Consider the following 16,516-nt stretch of genomic DNA (forward strand, 5'->3'; position numbering starts at 1 on the left):
TAAATTATTATGCAAACATTTTGAATAAATATTTTGGACTGATATGACCACTCCCGCTTTTATTAATATGTACCAGCAACTTATCGCCGAGCCTTCTATTAGTGCACTCGATCCACAGCTCAATATGAGCAATTACTCCACCATAGAATTATTAGCAGCTTGGTGTGAAAATTTAGGCTTTCAGGTTGAGATTACAGAACTTGAAAGCGCGCCGGGTAAATTCAACTTACTGGCCAAACGTGGCGAAGGTGAAGGCGGTTTGATGTTAGCTGGGCATACAGACACTGTGCCTTTTGATGACAGCCGCTGGAGTTATGATCCATTTAAACTTAGTGAAGTCGACAACAAATTATTTGGTCTAGGTTCAATTGATATGAAAGGCTTTTTTGCATTTGTGATTGAAGCCATTAAGCGACTTGACGCACAAGATGCGAAACAAGCTAAACCCATTATGATCCTCGCCACCGCAGATGAAGAAACCACAATGGCAGGCGCACAAGAAGTGGCGAAACATCAAAGCTTAAAACCTGAATTTTGTGTCATCGGTGAACCGACTGATATGGTGCCTGTATTCACCCATAAAGGGCACATGAGTACCGCCATTCGTGTGACGGGTAAGTCGGGTCATAGTTCTGATCCTGCACGTGGTTTAAATGCCATTGAAGTGATGCATAAGATTATTGCAAAGCTGTTGCAACTAAAAGACACTTTAAAGAATAAATATTCAATTGAGCATTTTACAATACCCTACCCCACTCTAAATCTAGGGCATATTCATGGGGGAGATAATGCCAATCGTATCTGTGGCTGCTGTGAATTGCACTTAGACATTCGTCCACTGCCTGGGCTGAGTATTCAAGAGCTGCAATTATTATTGCTAGAAGCGGTTAAACCTATTAATGATGAATACCCAAATAGCGTCGCGGTTATCGACTTGCATGATCCTATTCCGGCCTTTATAGGCACAACTGACAGCGCCTTGGTAAAACTGGCCGAAGTGGTTTCTGGAGAGCAAGCCATTGCTGTGAACTACTGTACTGAAGCACCATTTTTACAGCAACTTGGCTGTGAAACGATTGTTATGGGCCCTGGCTCTATCGAACAAGCCCACCAGCCAGATGAGTTTTTAGCAATGGAGAAAATCAAACCATCACAAGAGAAGATCACAAAGCTAATTCATAAATTGTGTTTCTAAAACTAAAAAAGCCACCGAAGGTGGCTTTTATCATAGTATGCTCAATTACATGATGTCACATGGAATTGTTCTACAAATCTCGATACTAAATGTGTAAGTTGTTGGTCTATCACACACGATTGAGCCTGTGTCAGTGATGCATCGTAGGGTATTAACACCGCCCGCGACCGCTGGAGTTGCATTTACTGGAAGTGCTTTGTTGTCTTTTGAAAGGTTTTTTACGCTTTTTTTGTTTAGTTTAAGTTTCATTTTATTTTCCTTAAATGAGTAGGCTTGGTACCTCTGCATGAGTTATTTACATAACATCAGGACCAATGATGAATAGAGTAATTTTCTAAAACTTACGTTTATTAAGATAAACAATCGTTTCTGTAGCTCGGCGGTAAAGTAGTAATTGTGATGCAAGGGTTTGTATGGCAAACCTCAGTTTTTACAAACACAGGCACACCACCTGCGATTTGCGGCGTTGCTTCTAAAACAGCTTGTGAGTTATCTAAGCTTAAGTTTTTTACTTTCTTTTTGTTTAACTTCAATTTCATAGTGACTTTCCTTATTAAGTGTGACTCAAGGTCAAAAAAGAAACTATCAAAAAGGGGACAAGCTAGCAAGATATTAATTGAATATTTCTCAAGTAAACAGAATGACTACTTAACTGTAAAAGAATGTAAAAAAAAGAGCGCTTATTTGCGCTCTTTAAAATGAAGGTTAAATTGGCGAACCCGGCGGCATTTTTAATGCTGCAAAGCCTTCAGGCCATTTACCTGATTCTAAAAACGCTTTCACTTGACGTGCAAGATCATGTCTAAATGCCGTGTCTTCACTCACGCTGCTAAATAGCGATCTTTGATCAAATTGTTTCGCTACTCGCATTAGTTGAAAGCGTAACTGCGCTTGTACTTCTGGCTCAACTTTATTTGAACTGGCTAACTTGGCCAGTCGTGCCGCTGTTAAAAATTGCACGCGTTGGGTTAGTTTTTGTGCCATACCTGCTGCACTATCCGCTTCAAATACCTTGCTGTATAGCGTATTCATTAGGTCGCTCAAACCAAAGTTTTTGTTGTCTCTGGCAGCATGCTGCGATAAACGATTTAAGCGCTCAGCGTTTAATAGCAGTTTTAAACTATGGTTTGCTGCCACTTCCGGTAGCGCCATAGCATCAAGGGCTAAGCCTGTACGGCCATAAACACTTTCACGGGTTTTACGCTCACCATATGCTTTAGGCGGGATCAACGCTAAGATACTCTCTGGGATCATCAACTGCTCAGCTTCAAGGGTTCTCAGCATCGCCGATAATGCCTGCTGCTGTGTCGCTTTATCTACAATTTGTGCACCTTTAACAGCACGTTCACTGCGCACCTCATAATCATAATCAATACCTGCGATAAGTTTCACAGCTGACTCAACTTGGTAGCGATGAAATAAAAACAGAGGTACTAATTTCTCTTCTAATTGAGACAGGGCAACACCAGTTTTAATGTTATTAATACCGAATGTGTTTAACGCTTGCTGACGAATATCGAGCACACGCAGTAATTCTGCGGCTGGGTTTTCACCGTTATCCCATAAATGCGCAGTTGGGTGACCACCACCTTGCGGGCGCGCATCAGGGTCAGAAATAAACTCTAAACCTTTGTTGTGATTTTCAGTGATGATATTAGCAAGCTCAGCTACTTCGTCTTTTCCGCTAAAATCACTATAACCATATTTCACCGCTTGAATATCCCAATCGCCCATACCTTTGGCATAGCCTTTAGAAATATCTAGCTGACCTTGTGCATCAAAACCAACCAACGGGTGCGGATAATCCATTACTGACGCTCTGTTTTTAATAGACGCCGAGAAGTTATGTGCAATACCCAGCGTATGACCAATTTCATGGGCACTCAACTGACGAATACGATCAAGGGCCATATTCTGTAAATGTGCGTTTACTTCATCACCTTTCACAAAAGGCGCAGCCAGTGCTTCTGCAATTAGAATATCTTGGCGCACACGTAATGAGCCTAATGTGACGTGACCTTTGATGATCTCACCCGTACGCGGATCAATAATTGACGAGCCATACGACCAACCACGTGTAGCTCTGTGCACCCACTGGATCACGTTGTAGCGAACATCCATAGGATCGGCATGTTCTGGTAAAATTTTCACTTGGAAACCATTGCTATAGCCGGCCGCTTCAAATGCTTGCTCCCACCAGCGTGCACCATCTAATAGTGCAGTTCTAACTGGCTCAGGAACACCTGGGTCAAGGTAATACACAATCGGCTCAACCGCTTCGCTTTGCAAAGCCGTTGGATCTTTTTTCGCTAAACGATGACGAGGAATATAACGCACCAGCATAGACTCGCTCAGTGGAGCCGAGTAGTCCTTGTGCTCAATGCTCCAATATCCAGATTGCGCATGGAATTGGCGAGGCTGATACTCGTCATCAGGTAGTTTAATTAAAGAGTGATGCTGGTGAACTGTCACTGCATATGGGTCTGCACTGACTTGACGAACATACTTGCCCGGCTTGCTGCCCTTAAACGTCAACACGGCTTCAAGTTCCGTGTTATCTACGAATGCTTTTGAGCGAGGCATAAATACCGCACTGCGTGAAGTATCTAGGCTAAAGCTACCCTGTTTACGATTTGCTAGTGTGCGACTCACACCGTGAACGTCTGATAACAAGTAAGGTGTGTAATCAATCAAAACGCTGTCGCTGTCTTTAGCAACAACTTTAAAGCCTTGCAAAATACTTGAAGCAAACGCCTCATTGATACTTTGCTTTTCAGCAGCGTTGCTTGAACTCGCACGATAGTAAGTATGTAAGGCGCGAAGCATGATTTTGTCGCCAAAGCGTTCAAATTGCGCGATATGCGTACCGCCTAATTGGCCTCTGTCTAAGCCGATATCATTCGAGCCTACACCATATGGCAAACTAAATTGCAGTAAAAATGGCTGCTTGAACTTATCAACATCAAGGTAAATTTTGCCGCTTTGCGTGTCGGCATAAAAGGAGTAATGACCCGGAAAATGATTAAACTTTTCAGTAAACTCATCAATAGACTTAATTGCGGCGTGCGCTTGGGTTATCATAGTGCCCAGCAAAGCTGAGAATATGACAGGTAAAAATCCAATTTTTCGCATAATCTTATCTTTGTTATTAGAGGTTTTAAGTGGTTGCTATACCAATTGCATTGAAGCAATGAGCAATTATTGCGTCGAAAAATAGCACTGTAGCAAGGCAAAAATTACGACATATAGTTGTTCTATATAAGAAATTTTTAACGAAGTTACAGAGTTATTTAGCTCGCTAGAATGTTCATGCATTTAATAAAATTGGTATAAACATTACAGTATAATTTATCCAATCTGTTTAACAGCTATTTAAGACAAAATTCAGCGCGGCACGCAGCCTCCTCTCACACTATACTTGGCTGCGACCATAACGTTATCAGGACTATTTACTATGCGTAGACTTCCTCCGGTGTTAATTGAAGACGGTTGTTCTAGAGAGTTAGTTTCATTGATCCGCACTATCCTTGCGGCTTGTAAAGAAATTTCATTCCGTGTTGGCCAAGGCGCACTTTCTGGCGTATTAGGTTCAACATTAGACGAGAACATTCAAGGTGAAACTCAAAAGAAGCTTGATGTACTGTCTAACCAGCTTTTAAAAGACATCTTATTAGAGTCTGGCTATGTAAAAGCGATTGCATCTGAAGAAGAAGACTACACGGTGGCGGGCAACCCTGACGCTGATTTTATCGTCGCGTTTGACCCACTTGATGGCTCTTCAAACACTGATATCAACTCACTGGTTGGTACAATTTTCTCAATCATGGAAGCGCCTAAAGATTCAGATCCAGCTGATCCTGCTATCTTCATGCAACCAGGTCACAAGCAAGTTGCAGCAGGTTACGTACTATATGGCCCATCAACAACGCTTGCGCTTTCTACTGGTAAAGGCACACGTATTTTCACCCTTGATAAAACGCACGGCAGCTTCTTATTAACTGAAGACTTTGCGAAAATTCCAGAAGATACCAAAGAGTTCGCTATTAATGCGTCTAACCAGCGTCACTGGCAACCAGCAATGAAGAACTACATTCAAGATTTGTTAGCTGGCGATACTGGTCCTCGCGGTAAAAACTTTAACATGCGCTGGATTGCAGCCATGGTCGGTGACGTACACCGTGTACTATGCCGTGGTGGTTTATTTACTTACCCTGCTGACACCAAAAACCCAGAAAAACCATATAAGCTTCGCTTAATGTACGAAGCAAACCCTATGGCGATGCTGGTCGAGCAAGCGGGCGGTTTAGCGCACACAGGTGAAGAGCGCATTATGGATATTCAACCAAATGACATCCACCAGCGTGTTGCGGTAATTCTTGGTTCTAAGAATGAAGTTGAAGCATGTTTGGCTTACCATAAATAAACTTGCTTCAAGTGTTACGTATTAAAAAAGCAGCTTAGGCTGCTTTTTTACTTTTTCACAATTCTAGCTTCTAGCTTCTAGCTTTCAACAATTTGCTCAATTGCTGAGTCTTTTCCATAGTAATCTCTCCCATCTGTTCGGGGTTACTCAATGCATACAACACGCCTTCCACTTGTTGTGTATCGATGTCTTCTCGCATATCGAGTAACTGTGCCCACATTTCTAATTCATCAATATCTAACTGCTTACTCAGCACTTTATCTAATACAGCTAAAACATCTTGGTTACTAACGAAGTAGACAACCTCTGACTGCGAGGCAGCAAGTAAGACTGAAAAGGCCTCTGAACGCTTTTCACTAAAGTGCACGATGGCTTTAACGGACTCAAGGTGAGTCATGTTATTATTCATGTAAATTTCTCTTATTCGAATGTATTCATGAACTGCGAGCAATGCCAGCAAACTCTAAAATGTAGTGCCGATACTAATTGCTGGTGTATGACACTGCCAAATATTCTACCTATTTCCAAGTCATCTGGCTGCGTGTGCCGACCTTGTTTAATAAAAAATATTAGGACTTACATACAAGGTATTAAAAGCAAATCTATTAAAGAGCAGCTTGCGCTCGCACGACCTTATCAAAACGACACTAATTTTATTGAAGGCATTGATTATGATATGGAAAATGGCTTGCTCGTGATGAGTCGTTGGGCACACTTAAAACGAGGTAAGTGCTGTGGCAACGGCTGTCGCCATTGCCCTTATAAATAGACCTGAGCTCAGGTTAAGTAGTCACTTATACTTCGCCGGTTTCTATGGGTAGGCTATTTTCGGCATTGCCCCACTCTGACCATGAGCCATCGTACACAGCTAAATCTTGATAACCACATTCTTCTGCTATCATGGCCAAAATACAAGCTGTTATGCCCGAGCCGCAGCTAAACTGCAGAGACTTACCTTCGACGCCCAAAGTTTTCAACCTTTCATGTAATTCAGAGATTGGTTTCAGGCATTTGCTTTCATCGAGCACACTCGCATAGTGCATACTTTTGCTGTTCGGAATATGCCCAGAAACCATACCCGCTCTTGGCTCTGGCTCGTCGCCTGTAAAACGTTTGTAACTGCGTGCATCAAGCAATAAGGTATTAGGATCGTCCATGGCATTGAGAACCACTTGCTTATCGATAAAGTAACCAGCTCTTGGGTTAGCGACAAAATCACCGATGGTTTTAGCTTGACTGTACTCAGCCTGAGTAGGCAAACCCAATTCAAGCCAACGCACTAAGCCACCATCGAGTACATACACCTCGTCAAAGCCCATGCTTTTGAACATCCACCAAGCACGTGCAGCACTAAATAGGCCTTTGTCATCATAAACAATCACAGTGTCAGTGTTATTTACACCTAGCTGGCGCATTTCTGCCTGAAACTGCTGCGCACCACACATGGTGCTTGAAAGCTTTGCTTCTGGTTCACATAGCGCACCTTTAATATCAAATCGTTTAGCACCCTGAATGATTGCTTGAGGGCAATATGCTCCCTTTTCACCGGCATTCACTATACCCGCATCGAAGACATGGACGCGTTCAAGGTTTTCTTGTAACCACTCACAAGACTTGATGTTTTTCATCCTTACCCTCCCAAAGGACCTATCAATCAGGCTATACTAGACGGCAATTTTCACAAGTACAATACAATCGCTATGGTTAACGCTATTAAAAAAGAAGCTATTTCAGGTCCTATTTTAGTCGTACTACCAAAGTTTATTGGCGATGCAATCAATACTCTATCTGCTATCGAGCTAATCAGAAAACTCTACCCTGACAATGAAATTTATCTTTTAGCTCGGCCTTATATGGCTGAGCTATTTGTGCGCGATGAGTTTTACAACATCAAAGTAGTTACAGATGAACGTTATAGTGAAGCCAAACTTTCGGTATTTTCACTTGCCAAAAAGCTAAAACGAACTCAATTTTCAATGGCTGTGTTGTTTAGAGGTTCATTTTCTGAAGCACTACTGGCTAAACTTGCAGGCATTAAAACAGTCATTGGCTACGCTCAAAATGGCCGAAAGCCACTACTAAGCCACCCACTAAATTTAAATGTGAACCACCATTATTTGCTAAGATATTGCCGTTTAATTAACGAAACACATGGTAACGGTTTTGAGCAGTTTAATATTCCCAAATTAACTTATCGAGAGATTGAAAGCACCACCGTTAATAACGACAAGCCAATTATTGGTTTGTATTTTGGTGGAAAAAACAAAGGTGCACGCCACTACCCAGTTGAACAAGCAAAACAAGTGGTCACGTTGCTTAATGAAAAGTACTTGCCTAACTTAATTCTGATTGGCGATAAATCGGAACAAGCTGACAACCTAAAGCTGTTTGAATACGCAAATAGCTTGAATATGACTTGCACAGATTTAACAGGGAAAACTTCGCTGACGGATTTAGTCGATCATATTGCTGCGTTAGATTTACTAATAAGCATTGATTCTGGCCCAATGCATATGGCAGCGGCAGTACAAACACCATGCGTAGCCATTGTTGGGCAAGGCACTAGCCCTTGGTCTTTGGTTGTACCAAAAACGCCTAATGTGATCGCAGCAACGGCTGAACACAGCTTACAACTCAACGACAGTCTTCTAGTTCAAGATATTAACCCAGAAAATATTGTCCAGCTTTGTTTCCAAATCATATAACTTCCATAGACAAAGAAGCATTGATATTATCTGAGCACAGAAATAAATAAGAAAATTCACTATGCAGCCTCCTATTTTCATCATCAACATGGCCAGTAGCATCGAAAGATGGCACACCACATCAACTCGATTGCAAGCTATCGGTCTTGAAGGCACACGTTTCGAAGCCACTGTTGGGAAAGCACTCTCAGAGCAAGAAGTCGCTTCTTGGTACAGCTCAGAGCTAAACTTAAAACGCCATCATAGAAATATGACACCGGGTGAAATTGGTTGCTACATTAGTCATATGCGTATTTGGGAAAAAATGCGCGATGAGCAAATCCCTTTTTGCATCGTGCTAGAAGACGATCTTAAAATCGAACCACATCTCGTCGATGTTATTGAACAAATCGGTAAACTAAGAAATTGGGATTTAGTGAAACTGTCTGATAACTGTGCAAACCCATTTATTGATGAAGTAAAACTTAGTGATACATTAACACTAGGTAACTATTTAAAAGTACCTAACTGCACTCATGGTTACGCTATTAGTCTTGATGGTGCGAACAAACTACTGAAAAGAAGACCCTTTTTTAGAGCGGTTGATGTAGACATTCAATTTCATAGCGAAGTGGCTTTAAACATTACCGGCGTTAAGCCCTATCCTATTGATGAAGATTTATCATTTGTTAGTGATATTGCAACAAGTAATAACGGTCGTCATTCGAATAGAAGTACTTTTTGGCGAAACTTCCGCCATCGTAAAGACATGTATTTTCAGCGTAAGAAAATATCTGCCGATATTAAAAGCATCGCTCCAAAATAAAAAACGAGCCTCAGCTCGTTTTTTATTTTAAACATCACTCAAAAATTTAACCTGCCTTATGATAATCCACCAACCAATTTAAAAACTCAGTCGATGGAAGCGGTTTGCTTAAGTAGTATCCTTGCGCATAATCACACTGCATTTGGTCAAGTAATTTTAGAGACGCTAGGTTTTCTACCCCTTCAGCAACGACTGAAAAGCCAAGCTGATGCCCAAGTGTAATCGTTGATTGTACAATGTGTTGATCTTGCTGAGACTCGTCGAGTTTTAAGATAAATACCTTATCAAGCTTTAACTCATCGATAGGTAGCATTTTAAGGCGCCCGAGTGAGGTTTGCCCAACCCCATAGTCATCTAAAGAAATCATCACACCCAATGCTTTCAGAGCCTTAAGCGCGGCGATACCTTTCTCTTCATTTTCTATCATGTCTCGCTCAGTGAGCTCAATGGTGATTAATGCAGGAGGCACTTTAGAAAGCGCTAATTGAGACTCTAAATGTGGGAAAAAATCATCATGGGCAATATCCTGCGCTGACACATTAATCGCCGCTTTCATTGTGACGCCTTGCTGCTGCCACTCGGCAACCTGCTTAACAACAGTAGACACAACCCACTGGGTTAATTCGACAATCAAGCCAGACTGCTCAGCGAGGTCGATAAATAACTCTGGAGAGACCCATTGCCCATCAGGCTTATGCCAACGGATCAGCGCTTCAACTTTATCAATTTGCTGTGTTTTTAAGTTTAACTTAGGTTGATAGGCCATAAATAATTGCCCATCGTCATTACTCAGCGCTTGTTTTAATTCATCTATTAGTTTAAGTCTTGCAAGGTGCTCTTCATCTTCGCCATCACGATAATAATAAATTTCATGACCATCCTGTGCGGCAGTATCAACAGCGATCAGTGCCCTACGTACAAGATCTTCAGGGTTGCCCGCTTGCTGAGGATAGATCACCACCCCCATGCTAAAGCGCAGCGCTATGTCTAAGTTTCTGATCATGTAACTTCTAACTAGGGCTTTATTAAGCTTAGCGATACATTGCTCAACCGTACTCCCTTCGGCGGGGTTCATCACTACTAAAAACTCATCACCACCAATACGTGCATGCAAACCATTAAAGTCTTCAGTAACTTCTTCAATTCGCTTAGCAACTGCACGAATACAGTCATCCCCTACTCTGGGACCTAATTTGTCATTAATATGCCTTAAACCACGAATATCTATTGCAACAAGGTATAAGGTTGGATTACTAGAAAGCTTTTCAGTTAAACGCTCTAACGCAGCTGTGCGATTGTAAAAACCTGTTAAGTGATCGTGCTGAGCTTGAAAGCGAATTTGCTTCTCACGAGCTTGAATGTCTTCACCCATTTCTTGGAAAGCATCTACTAACTCACAGATCTCCTTACTTGGACTATGATCCGTTAAACCCGCACTATAGTCCCCTTTTGAGAAGCGCTTTGCCATCTCAGTCAAATGCTGAAGTGGGGTCGTCAAGTTATTTGCTAAAAAGCCGCTGGTTAAGAAACCAAGCACTATAGTACCGCACGACAATAAAATGATGCTTAATACTAGCTGATCAAATTCATCATATTGCTCTGTTAGGTTTGCACTGAGGATAACGCTAATAGGATTGCTCGATAAAGCAGGTAAAGGCACTTCTGCACTAATAAAAACAGGGTAATCAGAAAGCCAGCGTGTTGTTGTCTGCCCATGAATGAAGGCTAGTAGATCGCTTTGTCCATTTGGTAGCTCTATTGAACTCGCTTTTAGACCCGTAGCGTGAGAAATAAAACTCATCTCAACACCCGTTAATTCTTTAAGCTCTGTTGCTATCGCCTCATCGACAGCAAAACCAACCACACTCAATGCAATGGTGCGTGGTGCTTTTACTGGCAGAATGATTGCTTGGTAAAGTTGGTTATCAATCACTATGAAGGTCGACTCTTTACCATTACCTAGTAATTGTTTCATGAGTTGTTGGCTGTTTTTAGGTAATACCAAGCCCTCTTTGTTAGACGCAATGACATTGCCTTTTAGATCCATCAACAGCATGATATCGGCGTCTATTCGGTTACTATGATTAAACAACGCGCTTTGAATGGTTTCTTGATCTCGACTCGCCACAGCTTGCTTGAAGCCGAAGTCTGCAGTCAGTACCGTAGATGCGGTTACTAATAAACGCTCTTTGGCTTTCAGGTATTGTTGATAAACATTTTGCGCAACTTTAATACCCTGTTGTACTTGTTTGTCATTATATTGATTGGTCGACCACCAAAAGCTCGCTAAGCTTGTGATTGCCGTAAGCAATACAAGCCCGACACACAGTAAAATAATACGTTGTTTTAAAGTGGTGCTCATGATGTTCCTTTTGCACGGTGCTTACTAAACATTAGCCACAACAATTTACGCAGTGAAAATTAGAATTCAGAGTTGGTTATGAATATAGACCAATATTGCCTTAAATTCATTGACCGAGATCTTAGTAAAGATAAAGGGATAACCTTGTTAATTGCAAGGATTTTGAGAATAAAGCCTGATAATACAAGTTTTTAGTATTATCAGACTGAAGATTTTATAGCTTTAGGTCTTAGCCTTTAAGGGGCTTCAACTCACTTTTTAATCGATAAGGCCATATTCACTATCAAGGATAGCAATTACTTCTGCACGAGGATCTGTAGGAATGATTAGCTCTTGACCTACAATCTTACTCGCGATACCTACATAAGTGTCTGATACTGACATCATCACATCGACTGGTAGCTTGTAATCTTGCGCCAGTTGCTCACGCTCTGGCATTCTGCCTTTGTTAAGCAATACATCACTGTCTGGCACGTTATTGATTAGTAACTGACGGAAACCTTCTTTCGAGTTTTCAATTACCTTACCATCACGAAATGATGGACCATCCCAAATACGAGATGAATCAGGCGTACCAACTTCATCAATGTAGATAAGCTGCTCAGTGCCATCAGTTTGCTCTACATAGCCAAACTCAAACTTGGTATCAACAAATATCTGATCAAGATCAGCAAGTTCTTTGCTGATCAATGCAAAACCTTCAGTTAATAGCTTTTCGTACTGAGCCACATCAGCTTCTGATTTGAAGTTAAATGCAGCTAGATTATCTGTGATGTTTTTACGAGTGATGTTTACATCATCCACTGGTGGTACTTCTGGTACGTCAGTGATAATGCCTTTTGTAGACGGAGTGATCAGTACTTCGTCTAACTTCTGGTTCGCTTCAAGCCCTTCTGGTAACTCAATACCACAGAAGTTGCGCACGCCTTTACTGTAATCACGCCACATGCTGCCTGTAATGTACTGACGCGCAATCGCTTCAACACGCACTGTGCTTGCTTTACGCACGATCCACACATAAGGGTGTGGAATGTCTACAATGTGGTTACCCGCAAGGCCTGCTTGATCGAATAACTTAAACCAGTGTGATGCCACGCTGTTAAGTGCAATACCCTTACCAGGTACGCCATTTAAGCCATTTTCGCCCTGCCAAATGCAGTCAAACGCAGAAATACGATCAGAGATTACCATGATCGCCAACTCTGTACCTTTAGGTACATCGTAGCCTTTTTCTTCGATTAAACGCGCACTGTCTTCGTCGGTTAACCAATAAACTGAACGAACTTTACCACTGTGAACGGCACCTTTTGTGCGGATCGGTAGATCATCATTCACTTCTAAAACTTTGTAGCTACTCATTATTACTCCAAGGCCGGATGCACCTTGCTAAGGGGTGCAAAAAATATGAGGGGGTTAGAAGTGCATATAATAATCGCAAGACCCTTAAATCACAAACTAAACCCGAACTCTTATGTTGTTAAATGTGGGGTTTATCGTTGAATTTTGGTAATTAAACCGAGCAGAGTTTAGCCGATGAGAAAACTGTTATACCATCACAGTGTTTTTAGTTTATTGAGCCCATTATGATTGAGATAAACAACCTCGTATTTAGCTGGCCTAAACACCCCGCACCTACCCTAGATATTGCTAAGTTAACAATTAGCCAAGGCGAGCGAATATTTTTACACGGCCCAAGTGGCAGTGGTAAATCGACCCTGCTCGGATTATTAGCAGGTATTAATGCCATTCAAGCGGGTGATATTAAAATTTTAGATACGCAAATGCGTCAACTTTCAGCTGCAAAACGAGATCAATTTAGGGCAGATCATATTGGGACTATTTTTCAAAACTTTAATTTGCTGCCATTTTTAGACCCCATTGAGAACGTCATGCTTGGCTGCCAATACTCTAAAATGCGAAAAAGCAAACTCACCCAGTCTTTACAGCAAAGCGCTATTAGCTTGCTAGAAAATTTAGGGATAGACCACACTCTACAAGCTAAATCTGTCAGTGAATTAAGTATCGGTCAGCAACAGCGAGTGGCTGCTGCACGGGCATTTATTGGTCAGCCAGAGCTTATCATTGCCGATGAGCCAACTTCAGCACTTGATGCCGACAGCCGTGAAGCCTTTATTGAAACCCTGTTTAACCAAGCAGAAAAATACCAAGCCACCATTTTATTCGTCAGTCACGATCTCAGCTTGGCGCAGCTATTCGATAGAAAAGTAAGTTTGAATGAGATTAACGGAGCGGCACAATGAACTTAGCATCTCTGGCCTTAAAAAGTAGTTGGAATCGTAAATCGAGCGTTTTCCTCACTCTATTCACCATCGCCATCAGTGTGATGCTGCTACTCTCAATTGAACGAGTGAGACAAGAAGCAAAAAGCAGCTTCGCCAATACCATTTCTGGTACAGATTTAATTGTCGGAGCACGCACGGGCGACATACAGCTGTTGCTCTCAAGTGTCTTTCGTATAGGTCATGCAAATAATGCTGTGCAGTGGCAAAGCTATGAGTACATTAAACAGCAACGTGGTGTGGCATGGACCATCCCGATAAGTCTTGGCGACAGTCACAAAGGACATGCGGTATTAGGCACAGATAGCAGCTACTTCACCCATTTCCGTTACGGAAAAAAACAAACACTGGCGTTTCAACATGGTCGCGCATTTCATAATGGCCGCGAAGTGGTTCTCGGCAGCGATGTGGCGAAAAGGCTCAACTACCATCTCGGAGAACAAATCGTGATTTCTCATGGTATGGGTAACACCAGCTTTCACCATCATGATGATAATCCAATGACCATAGTCGGTATTTTAAAGCCAACCGGCACGCCCGTAGACCGCACCGTACATGTGCCACTTATCGCCATTGATGAAATGCATGGTTCTGGTCATAACGCTTCGCCGCGCATGATTAGAAAGCCACTAAGTAAACCATCAAATAAAACCGCTCTTTCTCATGATGAGCATAAACATGAAGATCATCACTCACATGACGACCATGAGCATGACGACCATAGTCATGGCGAGCATGGGCATAAGACCCACCAGCCAGTTGAGAGTGAGCCAGGCGATTTAATTGGTGAGCCAAAGCAAATCACTGCGTTTCTAATGGGTTTTGATTCACCTCTTTATACTTTGCAAGTTCGTCGTAATATCAACCAATATAAAGGCGAGCCACTGCTGGCCATTATGCCCGGCGTCACCTTGCGCGAACTGTGGGGCATGTTAGATATTGTTGAAAAGATCTTATTGCTGTTTTCAATCGTGGTGGTCATCATCAGCTTGCTCGGTATGCTGACGACTTTACTCGCGACGCTCAATCAAAGACGTCGTGAGCTGGCCATTCTACGCTCAGTTGGCGCTCGCCCTTGGCATATTTTTAGTTTGCTAACCAGTGAAGCGGTGATCATCACGCTACTCGGTTGCCTACTCGGCACGACATTATTCTTTGTGGCAATCTTGCTAGCGCAACCTGTATTACAGGCTCAATTTGGTATTAGCTTGTCGCTTTCTATGCTCAGTAGCTATGAAGTTACTCTATTGGGCGCTATTATGCTCGCTGGCACTGTGATGGGACTCTTCCCTGCACTGCGCGCCTATTATTATTCACTCAGCGACGGCATGAGTATTAAAATTTAAAAGGTCATTTTAAGTATGAAATTATTTTCGCTCTGCTTTGCTTTGTGCTTTAGTGCACTGAGTTTTGCCCAAGCCCCGAAAGAAATTTTTTGGGAAGACTTAATCCCACAAGGTCATGTGCAAATTAGCAACCAAGATGCAGCCAGCCACGATGGCGCAGATCAAAACTGGGTGCAACCAGATTTAGACGCCCCGGTGGTAAAAGCATTAGATGGTCAGTCGGTGAGTTTACCGGGCTTTGTAGTGCCCCTTGAAGGTGACAGTGAAGTGATCACCGAGTTTTTATTGGTGCCATATTTCGGCGCATGTATTCACGTGCCACCACCGCCACCAAATCAAATCGTTCATGTAAAGATCAAAAATGGTGTACCAATCGAAAGCCTATATGATGCCATCACAGTCACTGGGATTATCAAAGTCGAAACTTGGAGTGGCGAATTAGCGCAAACCGGTTACACCATGCAAGCAGTGGGTGTGGCACCTTTTGAGCTTTAACTTGAAATTTACATTTTAGGGACAAGAGAGTAGACTGTTTATGGCTTTTTCCAAAGCCATAAACATATAAGGATAATATTTAATGAAAAAAACAATAACATTTGCAGCTTTCGCTGCAGCTAGCTTCATTTCTTTGAACGCTAATTCTGCTGTCTTTGGGAGTTATGTAAAATCATCTCAGGCAGAGTTCGACCTTTATCACGCTAGACATTCTGTTCAATTAGCTCCAGGCCAAAAAGACGTATGGAATTCTCCTCTTACATGGCCAGACTTCTACCCTTTTGAGATGGGTAATTTAAACCACCCTGATCGCGCTGGCGAGTATGGTGTTTGTGTAGACAACACATCTAGAAAAGTGCCAGGGAAATTAGATGCTGATGGTTACTGCTATGTAGAATGGAAAGGTAAAAACTGGCGAAATAGTGAATATCTGGTTTTACAACAAGACTATGATTATTCATGGAGAAAGATAGGCAAGAATTACAAGCTAAAAGGAGATGAAGTCACAGCTGGTGGTTGGGATGCCGGGAATTATTCTTACCATTGTATCGCAGAAAGTGAATATGCTGGCCGATACAGATATAGAGTTTTGGGTAAATACATCCCAAGCCACAATAGATGTTATATTGGTTTAGGGAGAAACAAGCGAGATACGGCGGCTGTTGAAATAGGTGCTCTTTTACCTTCTATAACTGCAGGTTCATATCCATATGCATATAATCATGCGTGGATTTTAGTAGCACCAAATAAAAGCGGTGGTGGTAATGGTGGTGGTTCAACACCTATAGATCCACCATATGATGATTGTTTCAGAGCTGGTAGACTCTGCCCTTAAAATAAAGCCTGTTGCAAGCTTTAATTAAAAGCTTGCAACAGGTTTATGAA

Annotated in this window: 16 protein-coding genes; 9 read left to right on the forward strand and 7 right to left on the reverse strand. The window is 42.1% G+C overall.

Translation table 11 applies throughout. The features are described from left to right. The first annotated feature begins 43 nt into the window (after window positions 1–43). Window positions 44–1,195 carry an acetylornithine deacetylase gene (argE, locus tag ABMY35_RS03640; protein ID WP_349285053.1) on the forward strand — a complete coding sequence of 384 codons (1,152 nt, stop codon included), beginning with the start codon at window positions 44–46 and terminating at the stop codon, window positions 1,193–1,195. 45 nt (window positions 1,196–1,240) lie between these two features. Here argE and ABMY35_RS03645 read toward each other — a convergent pair whose 3' ends face one another. The 3 genes from ABMY35_RS03645 to ABMY35_RS03655 form a co-directional block, all read right to left on the reverse strand. Then, window positions 1,241–1,444 (reverse strand): hypothetical protein, encoded by a 204-nt coding sequence (locus ABMY35_RS03645; RefSeq protein ID WP_349285054.1) that lies wholly within the window; start codon window positions 1,442–1,444, stop codon window positions 1,241–1,243. Window positions 1,445–1,545: 101 nt separating this feature from the next. After that, on the reverse strand, window positions 1,546–1,734 hold the full coding sequence (locus tag ABMY35_RS03650) for a hypothetical protein (RefSeq protein ID WP_349285055.1): 189 nt from the start codon (window positions 1,732–1,734) through the stop codon (window positions 1,546–1,548). A gap of 166 nt (window positions 1,735–1,900) precedes the next feature. Continuing rightward, window positions 1,901–4,327 carry a zinc-dependent metalloprotease gene (locus tag ABMY35_RS03655; protein WP_349285056.1) on the reverse strand — a complete coding sequence of 809 codons (2,427 nt, stop codon included), beginning with the start codon at window positions 4,325–4,327 and terminating at the stop codon, window positions 1,901–1,903. 322 nt (window positions 4,328–4,649) lie between these two features. Between ABMY35_RS03655 and ABMY35_RS03660 the strand changes: the two genes are divergently transcribed. Further along, entirely contained in the window at window positions 4,650–5,618 is a 969-nt protein-coding gene (locus ABMY35_RS03660; RefSeq protein ID WP_138560505.1) for a class 1 fructose-bisphosphatase, read from the forward strand. A gap of 70 nt (window positions 5,619–5,688) precedes the next feature. Here the strand turns inward: ABMY35_RS03660 and ABMY35_RS03665 are convergent, their stop codons facing one another. After that, window positions 5,689–6,027, reverse strand: coding sequence for a hypothetical protein (locus ABMY35_RS03665; RefSeq protein ID WP_349285057.1), 339 nt, complete (start codon window positions 6,025–6,027; stop codon window positions 5,689–5,691). A 27-nt stretch (window positions 6,028–6,054) separates the two neighbouring features. Here ABMY35_RS03665 and ABMY35_RS03670 point away from each other — a divergent pair, with 27 nt between their 5' ends. Continuing rightward, window positions 6,055–6,387, forward strand: a complete 333-nt coding sequence (locus tag ABMY35_RS03670) for a DUF5522 domain-containing protein (protein ID WP_349285058.1) — start codon at window positions 6,055–6,057, stop codon at window positions 6,385–6,387. 25 nt (window positions 6,388–6,412) lie between these two features. On the opposite strand, the gene ABMY35_RS03675 is transcribed toward ABMY35_RS03670, so the two are convergent. Continuing rightward, window positions 6,413–7,246, reverse strand: coding sequence for a sulfurtransferase (locus ABMY35_RS03675; RefSeq protein ID WP_349285059.1), 834 nt, complete (start codon window positions 7,244–7,246; stop codon window positions 6,413–6,415). 72 nt (window positions 7,247–7,318) lie between these two features. Between ABMY35_RS03675 and ABMY35_RS03680 the strand changes: the two genes are divergently transcribed. Beyond that, window positions 7,319–8,323 carry a glycosyltransferase family 9 protein gene (locus ABMY35_RS03680; RefSeq protein WP_349285060.1) on the forward strand — a complete coding sequence of 335 codons (1,005 nt, stop codon included), beginning with the start codon at window positions 7,319–7,321 and terminating at the stop codon, window positions 8,321–8,323. Between the two features lie 61 nt (window positions 8,324–8,384). Further along, window positions 8,385–9,128 carry a glycosyltransferase family 25 protein gene (locus tag ABMY35_RS03685; RefSeq protein WP_349285061.1) on the forward strand — a complete coding sequence of 248 codons (744 nt, stop codon included), beginning with the start codon at window positions 8,385–8,387 and terminating at the stop codon, window positions 9,126–9,128. 46 nt (window positions 9,129–9,174) lie between these two features. Here ABMY35_RS03685 and ABMY35_RS03690 read toward each other — a convergent pair whose 3' ends face one another. Next, complete coding sequence (locus ABMY35_RS03690) at window positions 9,175–11,490, reverse strand: EAL domain-containing protein (protein ID WP_349285062.1); 2,316 nt, start codon at window positions 11,488–11,490, stop codon at window positions 9,175–9,177. 258 nt (window positions 11,491–11,748) lie between these two features. Then, the gene (locus ABMY35_RS03695) at window positions 11,749–12,849 is read right to left on the reverse strand and encodes a phosphoribosylaminoimidazolesuccinocarboxamide synthase (RefSeq protein ID WP_349285063.1); all 1,101 of its coding nucleotides are present in this window, start codon (window positions 12,847–12,849) and stop codon (window positions 11,749–11,751) included. Between the two features lie 224 nt (window positions 12,850–13,073). Between ABMY35_RS03695 and ABMY35_RS03700 the strand changes: the two genes are divergently transcribed. The 4 genes from ABMY35_RS03700 to ABMY35_RS03715 all read left to right on the forward strand — a co-directional run bounded on the left by ABMY35_RS03700 (window position 13,074) and on the right by ABMY35_RS03715 (window position 16,466). Beyond that, a complete protein-coding gene (locus tag ABMY35_RS03700) occupies window positions 13,074–13,751 on the forward strand; it encodes an ABC transporter ATP-binding protein (protein WP_349285064.1) in 678 nt (225 codons plus the stop codon). Beyond that, a complete protein-coding gene (locus ABMY35_RS03705) occupies window positions 13,748–15,136 on the forward strand; it encodes an ABC transporter permease (RefSeq protein WP_349285065.1) in 1,389 nt (462 codons plus the stop codon). Before ABMY35_RS03700 ends, ABMY35_RS03705 begins: the two co-directional genes overlap by 4 nt. Window positions 15,137–15,151: 15 nt before the next feature. Beyond that, entirely contained in the window at window positions 15,152–15,631 is a 480-nt protein-coding gene (locus ABMY35_RS03710) for a DUF3299 domain-containing protein (protein ID WP_138628404.1), read from the forward strand. An 82-nt stretch (window positions 15,632–15,713) separates the two neighbouring features. Next, window positions 15,714–16,466 (forward strand): DM9 repeat-containing protein, encoded by a 753-nt coding sequence (locus ABMY35_RS03715; RefSeq protein ID WP_349285066.1) that lies wholly within the window; start codon window positions 15,714–15,716, stop codon window positions 16,464–16,466. Window positions 16,467–16,516: the final 50 nt, after the last annotated feature.

Source organism: Pseudoalteromonas sp. BZB3 (genome assembly GCF_040104455.1).
Lineage (GTDB): Bacteria > Pseudomonadota > Gammaproteobacteria > Enterobacterales > Alteromonadaceae > Pseudoalteromonas.

What these genes read in the sequence shown, in the direction of transcription:
- argE (WP_349285053.1), top strand. Translation starts at nt 44, where the DNA reads ATGACCACTCCCGCTTTTATTAATATGTACCAGCAACTTATCGCCGAG.
- ABMY35_RS03645 (WP_349285054.1), bottom strand. Translation starts at nt 1,444, where the DNA reads ATGAAACTTAAACTAAACAAAAAAAGCGTAAAAAACCTTTCAAAAGAC.
- ABMY35_RS03650 (WP_349285055.1), bottom strand. Translation starts at nt 1,734, where the DNA reads ATGAAATTGAAGTTAAACAAAAAGAAAGTAAAAAACTTAAGCTTAGAT.
- ABMY35_RS03655 (WP_349285056.1), bottom strand. Translation starts at nt 4,327, where the DNA reads ATGCGAAAAATTGGATTTTTACCTGTCATATTCTCAGCTTTGCTGGGC.
- ABMY35_RS03660 (WP_138560505.1), top strand. Translation starts at nt 4,650, where the DNA reads ATGCGTAGACTTCCTCCGGTGTTAATTGAAGACGGTTGTTCTAGAGAG.
- ABMY35_RS03665 (WP_349285057.1), bottom strand. Translation starts at nt 6,027, where the DNA reads ATGAATAATAACATGACTCACCTTGAGTCCGTTAAAGCCATCGTGCAC.
- ABMY35_RS03670 (WP_349285058.1), top strand. Translation starts at nt 6,055, where the DNA reads ATGAACTGCGAGCAATGCCAGCAAACTCTAAAATGTAGTGCCGATACT.
- ABMY35_RS03675 (WP_349285059.1), bottom strand. Translation starts at nt 7,246, where the DNA reads ATGAAAAACATCAAGTCTTGTGAGTGGTTACAAGAAAACCTTGAACGC.
- ABMY35_RS03680 (WP_349285060.1), top strand. Translation starts at nt 7,319, where the DNA reads ATGGTTAACGCTATTAAAAAAGAAGCTATTTCAGGTCCTATTTTAGTC.
- ABMY35_RS03685 (WP_349285061.1), top strand. Translation starts at nt 8,385, where the DNA reads ATGCAGCCTCCTATTTTCATCATCAACATGGCCAGTAGCATCGAAAGA.
- ABMY35_RS03690 (WP_349285062.1), bottom strand. Translation starts at nt 11,490, where the DNA reads ATGAGCACCACTTTAAAACAACGTATTATTTTACTGTGTGTCGGGCTT.
- ABMY35_RS03695 (WP_349285063.1), bottom strand. Translation starts at nt 12,849, where the DNA reads ATGAGTAGCTACAAAGTTTTAGAAGTGAATGATGATCTACCGATCCGC.
- ABMY35_RS03700 (WP_349285064.1), top strand. Translation starts at nt 13,074, where the DNA reads ATGATTGAGATAAACAACCTCGTATTTAGCTGGCCTAAACACCCCGCA.
- ABMY35_RS03705 (WP_349285065.1), top strand. Translation starts at nt 13,748, where the DNA reads ATGAACTTAGCATCTCTGGCCTTAAAAAGTAGTTGGAATCGTAAATCG.
- ABMY35_RS03710 (WP_138628404.1), top strand. Translation starts at nt 15,152, where the DNA reads ATGAAATTATTTTCGCTCTGCTTTGCTTTGTGCTTTAGTGCACTGAGT.
- ABMY35_RS03715 (WP_349285066.1), top strand. Translation starts at nt 15,714, where the DNA reads ATGAAAAAAACAATAACATTTGCAGCTTTCGCTGCAGCTAGCTTCATT.